Annotated in this window: 19 protein-coding genes; 6 read left to right on the top strand and 13 right to left on the bottom strand. The window is 74.0% G+C overall.

Going from position 1 to position 20,565, the window contains the following annotated elements; genetic code table 11:
• Nucleotides 1-14: 14 nt before the first annotated feature.
• Entirely contained in the window at nt 15-2,858 is a 2,844-nt protein-coding gene (locus TR48_RS39460; protein ID WP_152628314.1) for a hypothetical protein, read from the bottom strand.
• Nucleotides 2,859-3,066: 208 nt separating this feature from the next.
• Between TR48_RS39460 and TR48_RS32965 the strand changes: the two genes are divergently transcribed.
• The 3 genes from TR48_RS32965 (at nt 3,067) to TR48_RS32955 (ending at nt 5,265) form a co-directional block, all read left to right on the top strand.
• Nucleotides 3,067-3,873, top strand: a complete 807-nt coding sequence (locus TR48_RS32965; protein ID WP_042374089.1) for a DeoR/GlpR family DNA-binding transcription regulator — start codon at nt 3,067-3,069, stop codon at nt 3,871-3,873.
• Between the two features lie 86 nt (nt 3,874-3,959).
• Nucleotides 3,960-4,454 carry an SRPBCC family protein gene (locus TR48_RS32960; protein ID WP_042374088.1) on the top strand — a complete coding sequence of 165 codons (495 nt, stop codon included), beginning with the start codon at nt 3,960-3,962 and terminating at the stop codon, nt 4,452-4,454.
• A 106-nt stretch (nt 4,455-4,560) separates the two neighbouring features.
• Complete coding sequence (locus tag TR48_RS32955) at nt 4,561-5,265, top strand: NADPH-dependent F420 reductase (RefSeq protein WP_268873613.1); 705 nt, start codon at nt 4,561-4,563, stop codon at nt 5,263-5,265.
• Between the two features lie 28 nt (nt 5,266-5,293).
• Here the strand turns inward: TR48_RS32955 and TR48_RS32950 are convergent, their stop codons facing one another.
• The gene (locus TR48_RS32950; protein WP_042374086.1) at nt 5,294-5,863 is read right to left on the bottom strand and encodes a barstar family protein; all 570 of its coding nucleotides are present in this window, start codon (nt 5,861-5,863) and stop codon (nt 5,294-5,296) included.
• A 17-nt stretch (nt 5,864-5,880) separates the two neighbouring features.
• The gene (locus TR48_RS32945) at nt 5,881-7,035 is read right to left on the bottom strand and encodes a PLP-dependent cysteine synthase family protein (protein WP_304941238.1); all 1,155 of its coding nucleotides are present in this window, start codon (nt 7,033-7,035) and stop codon (nt 5,881-5,883) included.
• A 236-nt stretch (nt 7,036-7,271) separates the two neighbouring features.
• Here TR48_RS32945 and TR48_RS32940 point away from each other — a divergent pair, with 236 nt between their 5' ends.
• Entirely contained in the window at nt 7,272-7,748 is a 477-nt protein-coding gene (locus tag TR48_RS32940) for an ATP-binding protein (RefSeq protein ID WP_052443246.1), read from the top strand.
• Nucleotides 7,749-7,944: 196 nt separating this feature from the next.
• Here the strand turns inward: TR48_RS32940 and TR48_RS32935 are convergent, their stop codons facing one another.
• The gene (locus TR48_RS32935) at nt 7,945-8,274 is read right to left on the bottom strand and encodes an SHOCT domain-containing protein (protein WP_042374084.1); all 330 of its coding nucleotides are present in this window, start codon (nt 8,272-8,274) and stop codon (nt 7,945-7,947) included.
• Between the two features lie 108 nt (nt 8,275-8,382).
• Nucleotides 8,383-9,609, bottom strand: coding sequence for an ROK family protein (locus tag TR48_RS32930; RefSeq protein WP_042374083.1), 1,227 nt, complete (start codon nt 9,607-9,609; stop codon nt 8,383-8,385).
• 17 nt (nt 9,610-9,626) lie between these two features.
• On the opposite strand from TR48_RS32930, the gene TR48_RS32925 reads away from it, so the two are divergent.
• Complete coding sequence (locus tag TR48_RS32925; protein ID WP_439654516.1) at nt 9,627-10,850, top strand: MFS transporter; 1,224 nt, start codon at nt 9,627-9,629, stop codon at nt 10,848-10,850.
• Nucleotides 10,851-11,033: 183 nt separating this feature from the next.
• On the opposite strand, the gene TR48_RS32920 is transcribed toward TR48_RS32925, so the two are convergent.
• The 5 genes from TR48_RS32920 to TR48_RS32900 all read right to left on the bottom strand — a co-directional run bounded on the left by TR48_RS32920 (nt 11,034) and on the right by TR48_RS32900 (nt 16,221).
• Nucleotides 11,034-11,768, bottom strand: coding sequence for a hypothetical protein (locus TR48_RS32920; protein WP_152628312.1), 735 nt, complete (start codon nt 11,766-11,768; stop codon nt 11,034-11,036).
• A gap of 115 nt (nt 11,769-11,883) precedes the next feature.
• Nucleotides 11,884-12,672, bottom strand: a complete 789-nt coding sequence (locus tag TR48_RS32915) for an acyltransferase (protein ID WP_042374079.1) — start codon at nt 12,670-12,672, stop codon at nt 11,884-11,886.
• 95 nt (nt 12,673-12,767) lie between these two features.
• A complete protein-coding gene (locus TR48_RS32910; protein ID WP_042374078.1) occupies nt 12,768-13,538 on the bottom strand; it encodes an enoyl-CoA hydratase family protein in 771 nt (256 codons plus the stop codon).
• A gap of 143 nt (nt 13,539-13,681) precedes the next feature.
• Nucleotides 13,682-15,280, bottom strand: coding sequence for an ABC transporter permease (locus TR48_RS32905; protein ID WP_042374077.1), 1,599 nt, complete (start codon nt 15,278-15,280; stop codon nt 13,682-13,684).
• The gene (locus tag TR48_RS32900) at nt 15,277-16,221 is read right to left on the bottom strand and encodes an ABC transporter ATP-binding protein (protein WP_042374076.1); all 945 of its coding nucleotides are present in this window, start codon (nt 16,219-16,221) and stop codon (nt 15,277-15,279) included. The genes TR48_RS32905 and TR48_RS32900 overlap by 4 nt, the downstream gene beginning before the upstream one ends.
• A gap of 77 nt (nt 16,222-16,298) precedes the next feature.
• On the opposite strand from TR48_RS32900, the gene TR48_RS32895 reads away from it, so the two are divergent.
• Nucleotides 16,299-16,838, top strand: a complete 540-nt coding sequence (locus tag TR48_RS32895) for a GbsR/MarR family transcriptional regulator (RefSeq protein ID WP_063771116.1) — start codon at nt 16,299-16,301, stop codon at nt 16,836-16,838.
• Here the strand turns inward: TR48_RS32895 and TR48_RS32890 are convergent.
• The 3 genes from TR48_RS32890 to TR48_RS32880 form a co-directional block, all read right to left on the bottom strand.
• Nucleotides 16,799-17,464: a response regulator transcription factor gene (locus tag TR48_RS32890; RefSeq protein WP_042374075.1), complete on the bottom strand. Its 666-nt coding sequence runs from the start codon at nt 17,462-17,464 to the stop codon at nt 16,799-16,801. The two genes, TR48_RS32895 and TR48_RS32890, sit on opposite strands and share 40 nt — an antisense overlap.
• Nucleotides 17,465-17,490: 26 nt before the next feature.
• Nucleotides 17,491-18,699: a sensor histidine kinase gene (locus TR48_RS32885; protein WP_042374074.1), complete on the bottom strand. Its 1,209-nt coding sequence runs from the start codon at nt 18,697-18,699 to the stop codon at nt 17,491-17,493.
• A gap of 428 nt (nt 18,700-19,127) precedes the next feature.
• Complete coding sequence (locus TR48_RS32880; protein WP_236652439.1) at nt 19,128-20,348, bottom strand: geranylgeranyl reductase family protein; 1,221 nt, start codon at nt 20,346-20,348, stop codon at nt 19,128-19,130.
• Nucleotides 20,349-20,565: the final 217 nt, after the last annotated feature.

The following is a 20,565-nucleotide window of genomic DNA, read 5'->3' as shown; positions in this document are numbered from 1 at the left end:
CGGCTGCGGGCCGGTCAGCCCACCGTGGTGGGAGCCTCCTCGATCGCGCCCAGCAGCGCGTCGCGCGCCAGGAGGAAGCGCGGGTCGAGCCGGTAGTCGAAGTGCCCGTTCACCGGCACCAGGATCGGGTACTCCTCGCTGCGCCCGAACGCCAGCGGGTCGGGGAAGGCCGGCTGGTCGGGCGCCGGGCTGCCCGCGCAGGCGGGGATGCGGACGGGGCCCCCGATCGGGTCGGTGAGGCGGAAGAGGTTGTCCCAGCGCGGCATGTCCCGCTGCAGCCGCATCAGCTGGTCCGGGCCCATGTAGGCGGGGAAGAACCGCCCGTACAGGCGGCGCAGGGGCGAGCCGTAGGTCAGCAGGGCGACCCGGCCCCGGGTCGCGGGGTCGAGCTGCCACATGGCCGCCGCGGCGAGCACCGTGCCCTGGGAGTGGGCGGAGAGGACCAGTCGGCGGGCGGGGTCGGCGGCGAGCCAGGTGCGCATCCGGGCCTCGATGTCCGGGACGGCGCGCTCCGCGTAGCACGGCGGGGCGAGCGGGTGGGCCGCGCGCGGCCAGAAGGTGCCGATGTCCCACAGCACGCCGACGGTCCGCCGCCGCGTCGGCGAGGTGTAGGCGCTGCGGCCGAGCGCGACCAGGCCCACGAGGAAGGCGGTGGTGAGCCATCCGCCGAGGCTCTGCAGCATCTCGCCGAGCCGGGATCCGATCATGCCCAGGTCGGCGGTCGCGGCCGTCAGCGACTCCCCGCTGAACAGCGCGCCGGCCAGCGCGACGAGGAGCTGAACGGCCGCGGCCAGCGCCAGCGTGCCGATGACGCCCGTCCCCGCCTCGGTCAGCCGCGCGCCGGCCAGGGCCGTGGTGATCTGCCCGGTGCGCGGCGAGTCCGTCGTCGGCGGCTCGTCGTAGGCGGCGAGGACGGCCGACCGCAGCGCCTTCTTGGCGCGCAGCAGCGAGACCACGAGCCGCAGCACGACCGCCAGCAGCACCGGCGCGAGCAGCGTGGTCCCGCTCGCGTGCCAGACCAGCAACGGCACGGCCTGCGGCCGGTCCCCCTTCCCCGCGAGCCGCTGCGCGGCGAGCAGCGCGGCCCCGGACGTGAACAGCGCCCCGAGCCCCAGCGCGAGCAGCCCCGTCGCCGGCCCCGCCAGCCCGCGCAGCGCACTGCCCCCAGGCCCGCCGAACCCGACATCCGCCGGCTCCGCCGCCCCGAGCTCGGGCCTCGGCACCACCAGCCTCGGATCCACAGGCGCGGCCGGATCGATGTGCCCGACGAACTCCCCCACCCCGGCACGATCGACCACCGCGGCGAGGTCGACCGGCGCAGCCGGCGTCGAGGGCGCGCCCGAATTCAGCTGCACGGTGGGGTCGATGGGCACGGTCGCGTCGGCGGGCGGGCTCGATGCGAGCGCGGCCATGGCCCCCGGCACGGCCGGGTCGACCGGCGCAGCCGGCGTCGAGGGCGCGCCCGAATTCAGCTGCACGGTGGGGTCGATGGGCACGGTCGCCTTCGTCGTCTCCGTCCCGTTCGCCGCCGCGGACAGGTTCGCGGGCACGGCCGCGTTCGTCGGCACGGCCGGGGCCGGGTCGGTCGTCGCCGCCGGATCCGGCAGCGTGGTCGCGTTCGACGTCGCGACCGGATCTGCCGGGGTCGTGGTGCGGTGGCCGCGGGTCAGGGACAGGGCGGTGACGGCGAGGGCGAGGGTCAGCACGAGCTGGCCGGCCAGGAGCGCGGCGAAGCCCTGTTCCGCGCCGGGCAGGGGGCCGGTCGCGGTCCAGGCCGGGCGAGTCCATGCGGCGTAGCCGAAGACCAGCACGGCCAGGCCCGCCGCGACGGTGAGGAGCACGCGGGGCGGGAGCGCGTCCGCGCCCGTGCCGAGGCCGGCGAGCAGGAGCGCGCCGACGGCGACGAGCAGGACCAGCAGGGCGATCCCGATCCAGGCCTGGTGCGGTGCGGCCTGCCGGTCGCGGGCGATGACGGGCACCAGCACCGTCCAGGCGACGGTGAGCAGGCCGGCCGCGAGATGCAGCGGGCGCAGGCGGCCGACGGTGGCGACGCCGTACCAGAAGCCGCTGGTCTCCATCTCGATCGGCTCGTCGCCGGTGCGCGGAGCCGACATCGGGCGGACCCGCTCGTAGCTGCTCCACGTCACTCGGGACAGCTGCCCGAGCGCGGCCAGCATCGCGAGCGGCACCAGCGCGGCGACGACGAGGCGGCGTCCTGGCTGTCCCCACCAGCCGCCGTGGCCGCCGAGCGCGAAGACCACCCACGAGTGATGGGCCACGCAGGCGCCGTCCGCGGCGCACTGCCAGGCCGCGAGGTCCATCGCGATCTCGCAGGCTCCTGCGGTGAGCAGCACCGTGAGGGAGACGGCGAGCAGCCGGGCCAGCGCCGAGTAGACGCCGTTCAGGCGGGGGTGCGCGGCGGCGCCGGGCGGCCCCGGCGGCCGCATCCAGTGGACCAGGTTGGCGAACATGAACGGCAGCAGCAGGAGCCAGAGGGCGCGGCTGGCCGCGCCGGAGGTCAACTTGGCCCAGGAGTAGGCCTCCAGCACCGCGTCGCCCGCGTAGTCCGCCGGATGCTGCTCGGCGTCCTGATCGGGCCAGCGACGGTAGGTTCCGGACATCGAGTCGCCGGTCATCTGCTTGAGGTGCGGGCTCTCCAGCATCACCTCGGGCGTGGTGCCGCCGACCCCGTGGACGAGCAGTTCCAGCCGAAGCGGAGCGGGCCGCGCCGAGGCGCCCTCCGGCGTGCGCTGTCCGGGCAGCGGCGCGGCCTCCCCGTCCGTCCCGTCCGTTCTCCCCGTCCCGTCCGTCCCGATGCCGTCCGTCACGGCCGTGTCCATCCCCGTTGCCCCGTTCATCCCGCTGTCCCCGTCCGTCCCCGCCGACCGTGCCGACGGCGTCTCCGCCCGATGGCCACCCCGCAGATGTCCTGCGGATATGCTGCCGCTTTCCGCCGTTCCGTACAGCACTTTCGCGCCACGGGACACGCGGGCGTGGCAGGATGACGCGAAGTACGGACGGTCCAGCCGTCCCCAGCGCGGAGCGAGCGGAGAGGACGGGAGCCGGGTGGCCGAGAACAGCGGTCTGCTGGCGGAACAGCGGCGCGCCCTGATCCTGGACGAGGTGCGCCGCCGTGGCGGCGTCCGCGTCAACGAGCTGACGCGCAAGCTCAACGTGTCCGACATGACGATCCGACGGGATCTGGACGCGCTGGCCCGCCAGGGGATGCTGGAGAAGGTCCACGGCGGCGCCGTGCCGGTGCTCGAGGCCAGCACGCACGAGCCCGGCTTCGAGGCCAAGTCGGCGCTGGAGCTGAGCGCCAAGGAGGAGATCGCCGAGGCGGCCGCCCGCCTGGTCGCCCCCGGCAGTGCGGTGGCCCTCTCCGGCGGCACCACGACCTACGCCCTCGCCCACCACCTGGTACGGATCGAGGGCCTGACGGTGGTGACCAACTCGGTCCGCGTGGCGGACGTCTTCGAGCACGCGGCCCGTCAGGGCACAGCCGCGTCCCCGCCGTCGACGGTCGTGCTGACGGGCGGCGTCCGCACCCCCTCCGACGCGCTGGTCGGCCCGATAGCGGACCGGGCCATCCGCTCGCTCCACTTCGACCTGCTCTTCCTCGGATGCCACGGCATCTCCCTGGAGGCGGGCCTGTCCACGCCCAACCTGGCCGAGGCGGAGACCAACCGCAGTTTCGTCGCGGCGGCGCGCCGGGTGATCGCCGTCGCGGACCACACCAAGTGGGGCACGGTCGGGCTCTCCACCTTCGCCTCGCTGGCCGAGATCGACACCCTGGTCACGGACTCCGGCCTCCCGGCGGAGATCCGGAGCGCCGTCGCCGAACACGTCCGCGAAGTCGTCATCGCTGGCTGACGGCATGCGTGTCCGATGTCACCTTTAAAGCTTGACGGGGCGTCAACTAGGCTGCGCCCACCCTGATCCATGGAAAGAGGTGCCCGGTGGGCGTACGTCTGTCCCCGGTGACGACTGAGTTCCTCCAGTCGGCGCCGCTGCGAATCGTCGTCACCCAGCGTCTCGAGGCGTCCCGCGAGGCGCTGTTCGCGGAGCTGACGGACGACGCCTCGACCTGGCCCCAGTGGTGGCGCGAGATCACCCGCGCCTCCTACACCGGGCCCGGTCCCTACAGCACCGGCGCGGGCCGTTCGGTCTCGCTGCGCGGCGGGGTGCGCTTCGTCGAGAGCGTGCTCGTCTGGGACGAGCCGGAGCGCTTCGTCTACCGGATCGAGGAGACCAACCTGCCGGGCGCGCACGCCTGGATGGAGGAGTGGCTGCTCACCTCGGGCCAGGGCTCCGGCACGACGCTGCGCTTCACGATGGCCATCGAAGGCCACGCAGCCCTGGAGCTCCCGCTCCAGGCCGTCCGCCCGATGGTCATGCGCTCCGTCCGCCAGGCCATGCGCCGGCTCGACGCCCGCGCCCACCAGGCGCGATAGAAAGATCGGCCGAAACAGGTGCTCCGCGCGGAATGCGTGGCGTACGAAGCGGGTTGGCACGAGCAGCGACGGCTCCCCGTCGCTCAGCACGCCGGGCTCCACGGCCCTGCGGGCACACAGCCACGACCGCACCCGGAAAGGCTCTCCCATGAAGATCGGTATCATCGGCGCGGGCAACATCGGCGGCAACCTGACCCGGCGGCTGACCGCGCTCGGGCACGACGTCTCGGTCGCCAACTCCCGCGGCCCGGAGACGCTGGGCGAGCTCGCGAAGGAGACCGGCGCGACGCCCGTCACCGTCGCGGAGGCCCCGCGCGACGCCGAGCTGGTCATCGTCACCATCCCGCTGAAGAACGTCCCGAGCCTGCCGAAGGACCTCTTCGCGCAGGCCGCGCCCGGTTTCACGGTGATCGACACCAACAACTACTACCCGCAGCAGCGCGACGGCCGGATCGCCGCCATCGAGGACGAGGGCCTGACCGAGAGCCGTTGGGTGGCCCAGCAGCTCGGACACACCGTGGTGAAGGCCTTCAACGGCACCTACGCCGCCGACATCCTGGAGCGCCCGCTCCCCGCCGGTGCTCCGGGCCGCCAGGCGCTTCCCGTCGCGGGCGACGACGCGGCCGCGAAGAAGCTGGTGCGCGAGCTGATCGACCAGCTCGGCTTCGACACGGTCGACGCCGGCGGTCTGGACGACTCATGGCGGCAGCAGCCGGGCACGCCCGTCTACGGCCTGCGCGGGGACGTCGCCGAGGTCACCAAGGCGCTCGCCGAGGCCTCCCGCGAGCGCACGCCGGACTTCCAGGGCTGACCCGCACCCCCGGGGGAGGGGCCGTGGTTCAGACCTCGGTTCCCTCCGGGGCGGCCGTGGGTCGGCGCGAGGAGTCGAGCCACTCGAGCGGGTTCCACGCCACCGGCTGCGCGCCGACCGGCTCCAGGCGCAGGTCCGGGTCGTCGCTCTGGACCAGGCAGAGCAGCCGGCCGCCGAAGACGGCGGCCCGGCGGGCGTGGTCGGCCAGGATGTCCAGGGCGACGTGGGCCTCCCGCGGGCAGGCGGCCGCGAAGACGTCGTAGTGCGTGAACGCCAGTGCCAGGCCCTGGGCGTCGTGCGGCACGCCGTACTCGCCGGCCGTCACGTCGCGCAGACAGTCGTTGAAGGCGTCGAGGTTGCGGCCGTAGTAGTCCGGGAAGTCCAACGCCGCGGCGACGTCCGTGTGGAAGGCGTCCGCCGTCGCCCAGCCCGACGCGTCGAGGTCGACCACCGCGAAGCCCGCCCGACGCAGCCGGTCGGCGGCCTCGCCGAACAGTCGCGTGCGCCAGTACAGCGTGACGAAGGTGTCGCGGGCGAGTGCGCGGTAGACGGCGTCGGGCGACTCGTCGGGCACGTGGGCTGCGCTGGGACCGGTCATGCGCCGATCCTGGCAGGTCACTCGCCGGTCCACTCCCCGGTTTGCAGGACCTTTTCGAGAACGGCGAGGTACGGCGTGATGTCGAGGCCCTGCTCGGCGAGCCAGGCGTCGGAGTAGTACTTGTCCAGGTAGCGGTCGCCCGGGTCGCAGATCAGCGTCACGACGCTGCCGTGCTCCCCGGCCGCGCGCATCTCGGCGACGATGCGCAGCGCGCTCCACACGCCCGTCCCGGTGGAGCCGCCCGGCTTGCGCCCCATGACGCGCTCCAGCATGCGCACGGCCGCGACGCTGGCCGCGTCCGGGACCTTCATCATCCGGTCGATGGCGCCCGGGACGAAGCTGGGCTCGACGCGCGGGCGGCCGATGCCCTCGATCCGGGAGCCGCAGTCGCAGGTGACGGACGGGTCGGCGTGCACCCAGCCGTCGAAGAAGGCGGAGTTCTCGGGGTCGGCGACGCAGACGCGGGTGTCCGCGCCGATGTAGTGCACGTACCTGGCCAGTGTCGCCGAGGTGCCGCCGGTGCCGGCGGTGGCCACGATCCAGGTCGGCTCGGGGAACCGTTCCTGGGCCATCTGGTGGTAGATCGACTCGGCGATGTTGTTGTTGCCCCGCCAGTCCGTGGCCCGTTCAGCGTAGGTGAACTGGTCCATGTAGTGGCCCCCGGACTCGGCGGCGAGCCGGGCCGAGACCTCGTACAGGGTCCTGGTGTCGTCGACCAGGTGACAACTGCCGCCCTGCGCCTCGATCAGGGCGATCTTCTCCGCGCTGGTGGTGCGCGGCATGACCGCGATGAACGGCACCCCGATCAGCTTCGAGAAGTACGCCTCCGACACGGCCGTCGACCCGCTGGACGCCTCCACCACGGGCCGCCCGGGCCGGATCCAGCCGTTGCACAGCGCGTGCAGGAACAGCGAGCGGGCCAGCCGGTGCTTGAGCGAGCCTGTCGGGTGGGTCGACTCGTCCTTGAGGTAGAGGTCGATACCCCAGTCGTCCGGCAGCGGGAAGCGCAGCAGATGCGTGTCCGCGGAGCGGTTGGCGTCCGCCTTGACCTTCCGGACCGCCTCCTTCAGCCAGGCGCGGTAGTCGGCGTCGCTGCGGTCCACGTCCAGGGTTCTCACGAGCGGGCTGCTTTCGTCGTACGGGTGGTGGCTCAGGCTGCTCTGCCTGCTCACCCGCATCGTAACGTGGCGCAAATCACAAGAGTTGCTTGGACGTTCTCGAATCCGGCTGCATGATCCGCGACTCGCTGCGTCCGGATGCTTACCCTGAGCCAGCGTTCGGGGCAGGATGTCAGCAGTTGCGGTCCCGGGCGAACCGGGAAACGCTGGTCGTACCACGGAATGCTTCTCATTGCTCACTCTTCGAAGTCGCCCGCCGCTTGCGGAGGACGGAAGGAGTCGAAAGCGCGATGGAGGACATGGACCGGCGCTACGAACTGCGCCTCACGGCCGAACCGAGTCGGTTCGCCGTGGTGCGCAGAATCGTCCAGGCGCACCTGCGGCACTGGCATCTCGCCGCCGTCACGGACCAGACGCTGCTCGGCCTCACCGAGCTCCTGGCCAACGTGTACCAGCACGTGGGTGCGACGGCGCCCTGCACGCTGCGCCTACGGGCCGGCACCGACACCCTCACGGTCGAGGTCTCCGACGACTCCCCCGACCTCCCCCAGGCCCGCACGCCCGAGCCCTTCGACTCGGGCGGCCGGGGGCTCTCCATCGTCGCGGCGCTGTGCAAGGAGTGGGGCGCGCAGCTGAGCGACACGGGCAAGACCGTGTGGTTCACGGTCGCCACGTCCCCGGTGCCCGCCCCGGCCCTGCTGGACTCCGTCCCGCTGCTGGCCCTGGAGGTCCCCGCGGGAGCGCTGCAGCCCGTCCTGGCCGATTGATCTGCTCCGGGCAGCTCGTTGCACCCCAGGCGCGCGGGGAACTGCGCGAGCAACCGCCCTGTGCGGATGGCCCTGCTCGATGAGGACCGTCCGCACCTGGGCGGCTGGTCGCGCCCCCGCCGGGGCGCCTCCCGGCCGAAGGCCGGGGGAGGAGCCGCATATCGCCAGAGCCCCGCACCCCTCAGGTGGTGCAGCCTCACGCCGTCGTGTCGGTGCCGTTCAGGACGTCGAGGCGCTGGCGGTACTCGAACTCGTCGATCTCACCGTCCGCGTAGCGGCGGTTGAGGGTCTCCAGCGGGGACGGCGCGGGTCCCTGCTGCTGGGGGCCGCCCCAGTACGCGCCGCGCGGGCCGCCGGGACCGCCGAAGGGGCCACCGGGCCGCGGGCCGCGCGGACCGCCGCCGAACGCGCGGCCACGCCAGACGATGCGACGGACGACCATGATCGCCCCGATCCAGAACAGCGGCACCAGGACGATCCACGGGCCGGGACCGCCGTGCCATCCGTCGGCCAGGAAGGTGTTCATCTCGCGCTCCTCAGTAGTCGGTACTGAAGAGACTCCTCCTCGCCTGCGCGCGCGGCGTCGCCTCGCGGGGGACACCCGCGCTGCTCCCCCGGGAGTACGGGACGCCCCCTAGGGCAGACCCTGACCCACGGCGACGAGCTGGGGGTCCGCGAGGATCGGGGCCCAGGCCAGCTCCGCCGCGCCGGCGAGCTCCGGCGCGGGCAGTGCGGCCGCGCGCAGCGGCACGCAGCCGAAGCGGCCCCAGTGCGCCCGGGCGGCGACCGTCTCCGGCAGGAGCTCGGGCGCGGCCGCCAGCAGCGCACTGTGGAAGGGGCCGAGGACGACCCGGTCGGGGTTGAGGATGTCGACGACGGCCGCGATCCCGTGGCCCAGGCGCACCGCGACGTGCTCGGCCGCGGCCTGCGCCGCGCGGTCGCCGGCGCGTGCCGCGGCGAGGATCGCGTCGACCTCGGTGAGCGGCGCGTCGGCCGGGAGGCCGTACGCCGTCAGGAGTGCGGGCGGGCCGGCTTCGACGTCGAGGCAGCCCCGGCGGCCGCAGCGACACTGGAGACCCTCCGGATCGACGGTCAACTGGCCGATCTCCAGGGCGAGTCCACCGCTGCCGGTGTGCAGCTTGCCGTCGACGACGAGGGCGCCGCCGACGCCCTCGTGACCGGCGGTCACGTAGAGCAGGTGGCGGGCGCCGCGGCCCGCGCCGTGGCGGTGCTCGGCGAGGGCGGCGAGGTTGGCGTCGTTGGCGACGGCGGGGGCGACGCCCTCCGGGAGCCGGAGCCCGGCGTCGAGCAGGGTCTCCTCCCACAGTTCGCCGACGGGGGTGCCGGTCGGCCAGCCGAGGCAGGCGGAGATGACGGCGAGCCGGTCCGGCTCGGTGACCGGCGTGGGCGCGGCCAGGCCCGCGCCGACGCAGCGGCGGGGGGTGGCGGCGAGCAGGCGCATGGCCTCGTCGGCGATGGTGCGCAGCACGACTCGTGGGTCCGCGTCGCGGGGCAGCCGCGCCAACGGCAGGTCGAGCCGCTGCCCGAGGCGACCGCCGAGGCCCGCCAGGGCCAGCGTGAAGCCGTCCGTGTGGAGTTGGGCGGCGAGGACGACGGGGCCCTGCGGGTCGATCCCCAGGCGGTGCGAGGGCCGGCCGCGGCCGGCCCCGACGGGGCGGGCGTCGACGGTGATCAACCGCAGCGCCTCCAGCTCGCCCGTGACCGCGCCGACGGTGGTCCGGGTGACGCCGAGCGCGCCGGTCAGCGCGGAGCGCGTGGGCGCTTCGCCGGTGTGGATCAGCTCAAGTGCCGGCCCGAGCGCGGCGCGGCCCCGGTCGGGGCTTGTCTGGGTCTGCGTCACCCTTCTATTATGAATTTGTGCCGCAGATAGACAAAATGGAGTCGGCTTCCCCCGTCACCCCTGCCTCTTCCTCCTCTCCCGCCACCCGCCTCTCCGGCAGCTGGCCCGTTGTCCGCATCGCGCTGACGGGCTTCTTCGCGCTCGACGGCTTCCTGTTCGCCGGGTGGGTCGTCCGCATCCCCGAGATCAAGGCGCAGGTGCACGCCTCCCCCGGCCTGCTCGGTCTGGCGCTGCTGTGCGTCTCCGCGGGCGCGGTCGCCGCGATGGGCCCGGTCGGCCGGCTCTGCGTCCGCTTCGGCAACCACGCGGTCACGGTGGTGGCGTCCGTCCTGCTCTGCGTCGCCGTCGCGCTCCCGCCGCTGACGCACTCCGTGCTGGCGCTGGGCGGAGTGCTGCTGGTCTTCGGCGCCGGGTACGGCGCGATGAACGTCGGCATCAACAGCGCGGCCGTGGACTTCGTCCGCGCCGCGGGGCGGCCCGTCATGCCGTCATTCCACGCCGCGTACAGCCTCGGCGGTCTGCTCGGCGCGACGGTCGGCGGGCTGCTGGCACCGGCGCTGACGCCCACTCAGCATCTGGGCCTGCTGGCCGTGGGCGGTCTCGCCGTCACCGCCTGGGCGGGCCGCGCGCTGCTGCGGCACGCGGTCGCGCACACGGACCCGGCTCCCACGGACGGCTCCGCCGGGCCCTCGGCGGGCGCGGGTGTCGCGCTGCTGGTCGTCCTGCTCGGCGTCGTCGCGCTCTGCGACGCCTACGGCGAGGGATCGATGGCCGACTGGGGTGCGCTGCACCTGCGGCAGGACCTGCACGCCACCTCGGCGGTCGCCGCTGCCGGCTTCGCGGTCTACTCCCTCACCATGACGATCGGCCGCCTCAGCGGCACGCGGCTGGTCGAACGCTTCGGCCCGACCAAGCTGCTCGTCGCGGGCGCGGCGATCGCCTCCGTCGGCATGGTGGCCGCGGCGGTCAGCCCGTCGCTGCCGCTGGCCCTGGCAGGCTTCCTGCTGGTGGGCCTGGGCCTGGCCAATATCTTCCCCCTCGCCATCGACCGCGCCGGTGCGCTGCGCGGCCCGCGCGGCGTCGCCACGGCCTCCACCCTCGGCTTCGGCGGCATGGTCGCCGGCCCGCCGATCATCGGCTTTCTCGCCCAGGCCTTCGGCCTGCCGCTCGCCCTGCTCTCAGTGGCTCTCCTGATCGCCCTGGCGGGTGTCTCCGCCCTGGTGGTACGAGCGAAGTCGTGAACCCTCACCAGGCGGTGCAGGCCCGCACGGCGGGGCCGCCCGGGGGCCGGGGCGAGGCGATCGCCGCGCCGGGCAGAGGCGGTCAGCGTCCGCACAGGCCGGGCCTCCTGGCCGCCCGACGGGCCCGGGACGCGGAGGAGAGCCCGAGCGGGCGGACCTCCCACGGGCGGGCGCACGTGGAGCTCACACGCTCGCCGCCGACGCCGCCTGCTGCAGGGTGGTGCGAACCTTGGCGACGGCCTGGTCGAAGTAGGACTTGGCCGTCTGCGGGGAGTCGCCCGCGATTTCGAGGTAGAGGTAGACCATGGCGACGGTGGGGCTGACGCGGTCGACCGCGAGGTAGCCGTTGACGGGGACGCCCTGGACCGAGCCGGAGAGGTGCTTGGCGGTGGCGCCCGCGATGCCCATGTCGAAGTCGGAGAGCTGGAAGGGCACTTGGGTGGTGCCGGTCGGGAAGTCCAGCTGCTGGCAGCTGTGCAGGGCCGCGACGACGGAGGGGTAGTTGCGGTCGAGGACGGACTGCGGGCGGCCGGTCAGGAACTCGCCGACGAAGGGGCCGCTCTGGCCGCCTTCGAGGATGACCTGGGCATCCGGGCCCTGGGCCGAGGGCGTCGAGGGGGCCTGGTTCATCAGGTCGGTCAGCGCGCTGCAGCCCGTGGGTCCCGAGGTGTCCGTCGGGGAGGCGGTGTCGCCGGGCTGGGCCGTGAAGGCGGGGCCGAGGTCGGAGGCGCCGAGCAGCGCGCTCTGGAGCTGGTCCGCCGTGGGCACCGAGGCCGAGGAGGAGGACGCGGACGAGGAACTGCCGGCGCCCAAGCCGATCGCGTTGCGGGTCGCGCCGGCGGAGCAGCCGCTCAGGGCCGTCGCGACGGAGAGTGACGCGGCCAGAGCCGCAAGCTGGATTCGCATCGGGATACGCATGGAGCCCTCCTCGAAACGAGGTCCGGCGTGCAGGCGAATCCCTCCCACTGTGCCATCCGCGTCACCGCCACGCGCGTCGAGCAGCCGACGCGAACAGCGAGGGCCACGGCCCGGGCTACGGCACGGGGTCCGGGTCCTGGTCCCCCATCGCGCCCACGGCGTGTTCCGCCTCGGGCGGCAGCCGGAGGTCCCAGCCGATGAGGGCCAGCAGCTCCTCGTGGGTCACGCCCTCGGGGATCGCGCGCGGCGGCGCGGTACGGATCGGGGGCTGCCAGCCGTCCGCCTCGGTCCAGCTGCGGACGGGCTTGGCGGGCGCGCCCGCGACGACGGTGTTGTCCGGGACGTGGCCGCGCACGACCGCGTTGGCTGCCACGACGACGTTGCGGCCGATGTCCGCGCCGGGCAGCACCACCGCTCCGGTGCCGATCCAGCTGCCCGCGCCGATCCGGACCGGCTCGTTGCGCGGCCACTGCTTGCCGATGGGCAGGTGCGGGTCGTCGTAGGAGTGGTTCTGGTCCGAGATGTAGACGCTCGGACCGGTCCAGACGTTGTCCTCGATCACGATCGACTCGTGGCCGACGATGTTGGTGTCCCGGCCTATGACACAGCCGTCACCGATGCGCACGATGGGCTCGCCGGAGAGCTTGAGGCCCGGTGCGAAGCCCGCCGAGATGGAGACCCGCTCTCCGATGATCGAGTAACAGCCGATCGCGATGGCGTGCTCGTTGAAGATCGTCCCCTGCGGGAAGGCCAGCTTGGTGAACGCGCCGAGCTCGGCGAAGCGCAGCGGGCCGGGCTGCTCGGCGCTGACCGCGCCCGCCTCCCGCACCCACGTCCAGCCGCGGTGGACCAGGCGGGACGCGAGGCCGCGGCTCCCGCGGCGTATCTTCTCGGCGAACGACATGCGCCTACGTTAACCGGTGGGTAACCGGTCGCGGGGCGAGTGCTGCGTCACAGCCCCGCCCCGCACCCTGAACCTGCGCTACGCCTCGGCGCGCGTCACTCGGACGCCCACGCCGGCGGGCGGCGCTCCAGGAACGACAGCATGCCCTCCCGCGCCTCCTCGGAGCCGAAGAGCAGCGCGGACTGGGCGACCATCGACTCCCCGTCGCGCTCGAAGACGCGCAGCAGCTCGGCGGTGACGAGACGCTTGGTCTCGGCGAGCCCCTGCGGGCTGGCCTTGCGGAAGGCCTCCAGAACCTCCGACAGCACCTCCTGCGGGCTCTCGACGGCCTCGGTGATCAGCCCGATCCGCTGCGCCTCGGCGGCGTTGAAGACCGAGCCGGTGAGGTACCAGCGCGAGGCCCCGCGCGGGTCCAGGCGCGGCAGCAGCGGCAGCGAGATCACGGCGGGCGCGAGGCCGAGCCGCACCTCGGTGAAGGCGAAGGTGGACTTGGGGCCGGCCAGCACGATGTCGCACGCGCCGAGCAGGCCGAGGCCGCCCGCGCGCACGTGGCCGTCGACGACGGCGACGACCGGCTTGGGTGACTCCAGCACGCTGCGCATCGCGGCGACCAGGCGGCGCGGGTTGGCGGTCGGGTCGCCGCCGGTGGCCTCGGACAGGTCCGCGCCGGAGCAGAAGGTGCCGCCGGTGTGGGCGAGCACGACGGCGCGGACGGCCGGATCCTTGCCGGCCTCGGCCAGCCCCTGCTCCAGCTCGGCGACCAGGCGCGAGGAGAGGGCGTTGCGGTTGGCGGGCGAGTCGAGTGTCAGCGTCGCGATGCCGCGGTCGACGGCGTGGCGGACCAGCGGCTCTGCGTCGGAGGTCATCGGTGCGTGTCCTTCCCGGGGATCGGCCGGCCACGACCCTGTGGCGGCGCGTGCCCAGCCTATGCAGCACGGCACCCTCCCGACAGTGCCCCGTGATCACCACCGGCCGATCGTGACGCGCCTCACCGCCATGGCCGGACGCGTCAGCCGATGTCGCGGCGCCTCAGGCCGGTGAGGCCCGCGCCCGCCAGCGCGGCGGAGAGCACCGTCAGCCACACCAGCGGCGCGGCGTGGAAGGCCGAGCCGGGGAGCTTGGGGACGTGGGTGAACGGCGTGAGGTCCAGCAGCCACTGACCGGCGTTCAGGGCCGGGCCGAGGTAGGCGATGAAGAGCAGCACACCCAGCACGCCCCAGGCTGCGCCGGTCCACTGCGGCAGCAGCCCGAACAGCGCGACCGTCACCGCGGCGAAGACCCAGACCGCGGGCAGCTGGATCAGCCCGGCGACCAGCAGCCTCCCCGTCCAGCTCGGGACGTCGCCGAAGACCACGCCCGCGCCGAGCCCGGCCGTCAGGCCGCCCGCAAGGAGCAGGACGGCGGAGCCGAGCAGTGGGTAGACCAGATGGCCGCCCGCCCAGGAGAGGCGCCGCACGCCGGACGCGAGCACTGGTTCGGCCCGACCCGAGGTCTCCTCGCCGCGCAGCCGCAGCGCGGTCTGGACGGCGTAGACGGCGGCGACCATGGCCAGCAGGTTCATCGCGGTGGCCAGGTAGGCGTCGGTCACCTGGCTGCTGCCGCCCATCCGCTGCACGATCTGCTGGACGTTGGAACTGCTGGAGACCAACTGGTCCACGCCCTTGCTGATGCCGCCGAGCAGCGCGCCGCCGATCGCGAAGCCGACGGTCCACCCGATCAGGCTGCCGCGCTGGAGCCGCCAGGCGAGCCCGAGCGCGCTGCGCAGCGAGGACGCGGCCGCGCCCGGGCCGGTGCGCTGCGGCAGCAGGCCGCCGCCGAGGTCGCGTCGACCGGCCAGCCAGTAGCCGAGGGCGGTCTGCGCCGCACCGGCGGCCAGCAGCAGGGCGACCAGCCACCAGGCGTTGTCGTCGTAGGGGCGGATGCGCTCGGCCCAGCCGAGCGGGGAGAGCCAGACCAGCCAGCCCGGCCCGTTGCCGCCCGCCGCGTCGCCCGCGGCGCGCAGCAGGAAGGCGAGGCCGAGGACCGCGCCGCCGATGCCGTTCGCGGCCCGGCCGGTCTCGGTCAGCTGCACGGCGACGGCGGCGACGCCCGCGAAGCAGACGCCGCAGCCGAACAGCGCCGCGCCGAAGGCGAGGGAGCCGTTCAGCTGCTCACCGCTCGCCGCCAGGTAGACGGCGGTGACGACGCCGACGACGACGGAGGCGGTCAGTGCCGAGCCGATGCCCGCCGCGAGCGGCGCGCCGCGCCCGATCGCGCCCGCGCCCAGCAGCTCCAGGCGGCCGGACTCCTCCTCGGCGCGGGTGTGCCGGGTGACCAGCAGCACGCAGAGGACGCCGAGCAGCAGGCCGCAGAGGGCGAGGATGCGCCACGCCGTCAGCGCGCCGATGCTGCCGGTGTCGTAGACCTCACCGTAGAGGGCGCGCAGGGAGCCGTTGTCGTTGATGCTGGCGGCGAGCTGCTCGCGCGAGGCGGCGGTCGGGTAGAGCGAGCGGAAGGAGACGGCCGTGCCGATGACGGAGGCCAGCAGCGCGTAGATCCAGCAGGCGAGCATGATCCGGTCACGGCGCAGCGCGAAGCGCAGCAGCGGGCCCGTCCCGGTGATCCTCACGACGACGTCACCTCGGCCCCGGTCTGCTCCGCCCCGGTCTGCGGGCCCACTGCGTTCTCGGGCTCGTAGTGGCGCAGGAAGAGCTCCTCGAGCGTCGGCGGACGGCTCGTCAGCGAGCGGACGCCTGCGGCGGTGAGGACACGCAGCAGCGCGTCGAGGTGGTCGGTGTCGACCTGGCAGCGCAGCGTGGTTCCGTGCAGCTCGACGTCGTGCAGGCCCGGCAGGGCGTCCAGCCCGGTTGGCGGGGCGACCAGCTCGGCAGCGACGGAGGTGCGGGTGAGGTGGCGCAGCTCGGCAAGCGTGCCGGTCTCCACCGTGCGCCCGGCGCGGATGATGCTGACGCGGTCGCAGAGCGCCTCGACCTCGGAGAGGATGTGGCTGCTCAGCAGCACCGTCCGGCCGCGGTCGCGCTCCTCGGCGACGCAGGCGCGGAAGACCTCCTCCATCAGCGGGTCGAGCCCGGAGGTGGGCTCGTCCAGGATCAGCAGCTCGGCGTCCGAGCAGAACGCGGCCACCAGGGCGACCTTCTGGCGGTTGCCCTTGGAGTACGTCTGGCCCTTCTTGGTCGGGTCCAGCTCGAAGCGCTCCAGCAGCTCGGTGCGACGGCCGCGGTCGGCGCCGTTGCCGCGCAGCCGCCCGAGCAGGTCGATCACCTCGCCGCCCGTGAGCCCGCGCCACAGCGTCACGTCGCCGGGGACGTAGGCGAGGCGGCGGTGCAGCGCGACCGAGTCGCGCCACGGATCGCCGCCGAGCAGGGCGACGCGCCCCGCGTCGGCCCGGATCAGGCCGAGCAGGACGCGGATGGTGGTGGACTTGCCGGCGCCGTTCGGACCGAGGAAGCCGTGCACCTCGCCCTCGGCGACGCTGAGGTCCAGTCCGTCCAGGGCACGGGTGCGACCGAAGGTCTTCACCAGCCCGGACACGTCGATGGCCGTCGTCATGCCGCTGACGCTACACTGGTTTCAGGAATTCGTGAATATTAAGAATACGTCAAAGCGACCGACGATAGAGTGATCGAATGACTCCAGCTCCCGATGAACTGCACGCCTACATCGAGCGGTTCGCGGGCGTGCTGACCGACACCGGGTTCCCGCGCATGCCGGCGCGTGTCTTCGTCGCCCTGATGACCGCCGACAGCGGCCGCCTCACCGCCGCCGAGCTTGCCGAGACGCTGCAGATCAGCCCCGCCGCCGTCTCCGGCGCCGTCCGCTACCTCACGCAGCTCCAGCTCGTCGGCCGCGAGCGCGAGCCCGGCTCGCGCCGCGACCGCTACCGGGTCTTCGACGAGGTGTGGCGCGAGGCCATACTCCAGCGCGACGTCGTGCTCAGCCGCTGGCAGAGCGCGCTGACCGAGGGCATCCGGCTGCTCGGCGAGGACTCCCCGGCGAGCGCCCGGCTCGGCGAGTCGCTGCACTTCTTCACGTTCCTGCGCCGGGAGATGCCCGCGCTGCTGGAGCGCTACTACCGCGAGCGGGCGGAACACGACGGCGTCCCGCGGGCCGAGGCCCGCGCGGGGCTTCAGCCCAGCCAGCCCGGGCGGACCAACCCCGACTCGTAGGCCAGCACCACCAGCTGCGCCCGGTCCCGCGCGCCCAGCTTCACCATCGTCCGGCTCACGTGGGTCTTGGCCGTCAGCGGACTCACCACCAGGCGCCCGGCGATCTCCTCGTTGGTCAGTCCGAGGCCGACCAGCGCCAGCACCTCGCGCTCGCGGTCCGTCAGCCGGGACAGCGCGGCGGGCTGCTCCGGCTCCTTCGAGCGCGCGGCGAACTCCGCGATCAGCCGCCGCGTCACGCCCGGCGACAGCAGGCCGTCCCCCGCGTGCGCGGCACGCACCGCGCGGACCAGCTCGGCCGGCTCGGTGTCCTTGACCAGGAAGCCGGCCGCGCCCGCGCGCAGCGCCTCGAAGACGTACTCGTCCAGCTCGAAGGTGGTCAGCACGACGACCTTGACGTCGGCCAGCGCCGGGTCCGAGCAGATCCGCCGGGTGGCGGCGAGGCCGTCCAGCTCGGGCATGCGAATGTCCATCAGCACCACGTCGGGCACGAGTTCGCGGGCGCGGGCGACGGCCTGCACCCCGTCGTCCGCCTCGGCGACGACGGTGACGTCCGACTGGGCGTCCAGCAGCGCACGGAACCCCGCGCGGACCAGCTGCTGGTCGTCGGCGAGCAGTACCCGGATCATCGTCGTCCCCTCGATGCCTCGATGTCCTATGCGTGCAACGGTAGTTCGGCGTGGACGCGGAACCCGCCCGACGCGGTGGGCGCGGCCTCGACGAACCCGCCGAGCGCGCTCGCGCGCTCCCGCATCCCGACCAGCCCGCTGCCGCTGCCGCCCGCGCGGGGACCGCCCGCCGCGGAGGCCGGACCCGGATCCTCCAGGGTGAGCAGCAGCCGGTCGGCGGACCGATGGTCGAGAACCACCTCGGCCGTGCGGGCGGAGGAGTGGCGCAGCACGTTGGTGAGCCCCTCCTGCACGATCCGGAAGGCGGCGAGACCCACGCCCGGAGGGAGCCGCCGCTTCGTCCCCTCGGTGCGGACGGTGACGGTCAGGCCTGCGGCGGCCGCCTGGCGCACGAGTTCGTCAAGCCGCTCCAGATCCGGCGCGGGGCTGCGCGGCGCGGCGGGCCACGTCGCGGTGGCGGCTCCTGTGCCCGTACCGGTGCCGGCGCCGCCCGCGGCCGTCGGCGTCCCGGTCCGCAGCGAGCCGAGTACCTGGCGGACTTCGCCGAGAGCCTGCTTGCTGGTGTCTTTGATGGTGCGCAGCGCGGTCCGCGCCTGCTCGGGATCGTCGTCGATCAGCTCCAGGGCGACCCCGGCCTGCACGTTGATCAGCGAGATGCTGTGCGCCAGCACGTCGTGCAGTTCGCGCGCGATCGCGAGACGCTGCTCGTCCGCGATGCGGGCCTCGCGCTCCTCGCGCGCCAGCCGCCACTGCCGCCGCTGCTCGACCCGCGTCCGCATCAGCTCCGCGGCGGCCACCACCACCAGCAGCCAGGCCAGCAGCCCGAGCTCGAGCGGCCAGCTCAGCGCGTGCGTGATGCTGTTGACCACGACGTGCGCGGTGTAGAGCGTGCCGAGGATGATCCACGCCGCGCGCCGCCTCCCCGCCATCACCGCCGTCACGTACCCGACCAGCACGCTCAGCACGATCGGGCCGTAGGGGTAGCGCAGCAGCAGGTACGCACCGGCAATCGCGGCCGTGCCGGCGAACACCTGCACCGGCCACTGCCGCCGGAGCAGCAGCAGCGCGGGTCCGGCCAGCAGCAGCAGGTACCCGACGGTGTCGAGCGACCGTCCGGTCCAGCCCCCGTGGTGCCGCGCGACCGCGTTCGTCCCGACCACCTGGATGAACCCGATCATGACCGGCAGCACGAACGGCGGGCGCGGCGGGCGCTCCCCGCGCCGGCGGTATCTCATAAGGGAACCGTATGCCGGATGATCGCCGGTGGCGTCCCCTCCTCGCGGTGGCATCCCGTACTCCCCCAGGAGTACCCGGGCACCGTCGTCCGGGAAGGTCCAGCGGCCGGTCAGCAGCCGGTGCGGGCACGGTCAGCGCCCTCCTCGAACGGGGTGGTCGTCGCCGGACGACGAGCGCCCCGCGGGACCCAGAAGGGTCCGATGAGCGCCACACCGCACCTGCAGAACAAGACGGCCCTGGTCACCGGCGGCTCCCGCGGTATCGGCCGCGCCGTCGCCCAGCGCCTGGCCGCCGACGGCGCTCGGGGGCGGTCCACTCCGGCTCCGACGAGGCGGCGGCTGCTCTACGTCGGCGTCACCCGGGCGCGGGCTGGGTTGCAACATGCGGCAGCATCACCGACCCAGGTCGCGCACGGGCGGCGGAGCGGTCAGCGGCGGGTCAGGAAGGCGATGGTCTGGCGGGCGAAGCCGTACTCGTGCGTGAGGCGGGCGAAGGTGGTGTGGCCCTGGGTGACGCGAGCGAAAGCCCGCCAGGCCGGGCGGAAGGCGAGGACCGCCGCGTGGAAGGCCTGGGGGCGGCGCTCGAACGCCGCGAGCATCCGGCGGCCGACGCGCATCTCCTCGCCGAGGCCCGCACGGATGTCGAAGGTGTAGCCCAGGGCCTCCCGGCGCACCGCGCCCTCGGTGTCCGCGCCGGACATCCGCGCCGCCCACTTGCCGGCCAGTCGGCCGGACCGCAGCGCGTAGCTGATGCCCTCGCGGGTCCACGGCTCCAGCAGGCCCGCCGCGTCGCCCGCGACCAGGACGCGGCCGCGGAACAGCGGGGACTCCTCCGCGCGACAGCGCGTCAGGTGCCCGGACTCGACGCTCGGTTCGTACCCGGCCAGGCCCAGACGGGAGATGAACTCCTTCAGGTACGCCCGCGTCTCGGCGCCCTTGCCGCGCGCCGCGATGACGCCGACGGTCAGGCTGTCGCCCTTGGGGAAGACCCACCCGTACGAGCCGGGCAGCGGGCCCCAGTCCAGCAGGACCCGGCCGCGCCACGTCTCGGCGACCGCGGGCGGAACGGGGATCTCGGCCTCGAGGCCCAGGTCGACCTGGTCGAAGACGACGCCGACGTGCGTGCCCACGCGTCCGGCGCTGCCGTCCGCGCCGACGACGGCCCGAGCGCGGACGACGCGGCCGTCCTGCAGGGCGACCTGCGCGAGGCCGCCCTCGGCCTCGTCGGGCTGGGTCACGCCGGTGACGGTCACGCCCGCGACGAGCGTCGCGCCCGCCTTCTCCGCCGCCTGGACCAGGCCGTGGTCGAACTCGTCGCGGTTGACGAGACCGAAGAGCATCCGCTGCGAGCGCCGGGTGCGCTCGTACCGGCCGCCGAGCGTGAAGGTGATGGCGTGGACCTTGTCCTTCAACGGGAGCTGGAAGCCCGGCGGGAGCGAGTCCCGCGAGGGGCCGATGATCCCGCCGCCGCAGGTCTTGTAGCGGGGCGGCGCGGCCTTGTCGAGCAGCAGCACCCGGGCGGCGCCGGTGTCGGCCGCGGCGTAGGCGGCCGACGCGCCTGCCGGGCCCGCGCCCACGACGACGACGTCCCAGACGCCACCCAGCTCGTCCAGTCCGTCCAGCGCGTCCGTCTGCGCGTCCGCCTGCACGTGCGGCTGCGCGTCCAGCTGCGCATCCGACCGGGTCTCGATGTCATCTGCGCCAGGGCGCTGGTTCTCGCTCACGATCGGTCATATTACTGGCGCGGGTCGAGCGCAGCGCGGACAGCGCCCACCCGGCCAGGCCCAGCGTCGCGCCCGCGCCGCCCCCGAAGGAGACGGCGCCGACGAGGTCGTTCCCGCTCAGCCGCCTGTCCGGGTGGCGCGC

This window comes from Streptacidiphilus neutrinimicus, assembly GCF_000787815.1.
Taxonomy (GTDB): Bacteria; Actinomycetota; Actinomycetes; order Streptomycetales; family Streptomycetaceae; genus Streptacidiphilus; species Streptacidiphilus neutrinimicus.
This window is presented reverse-complemented; position numbering and strand designations above follow the sequence as displayed.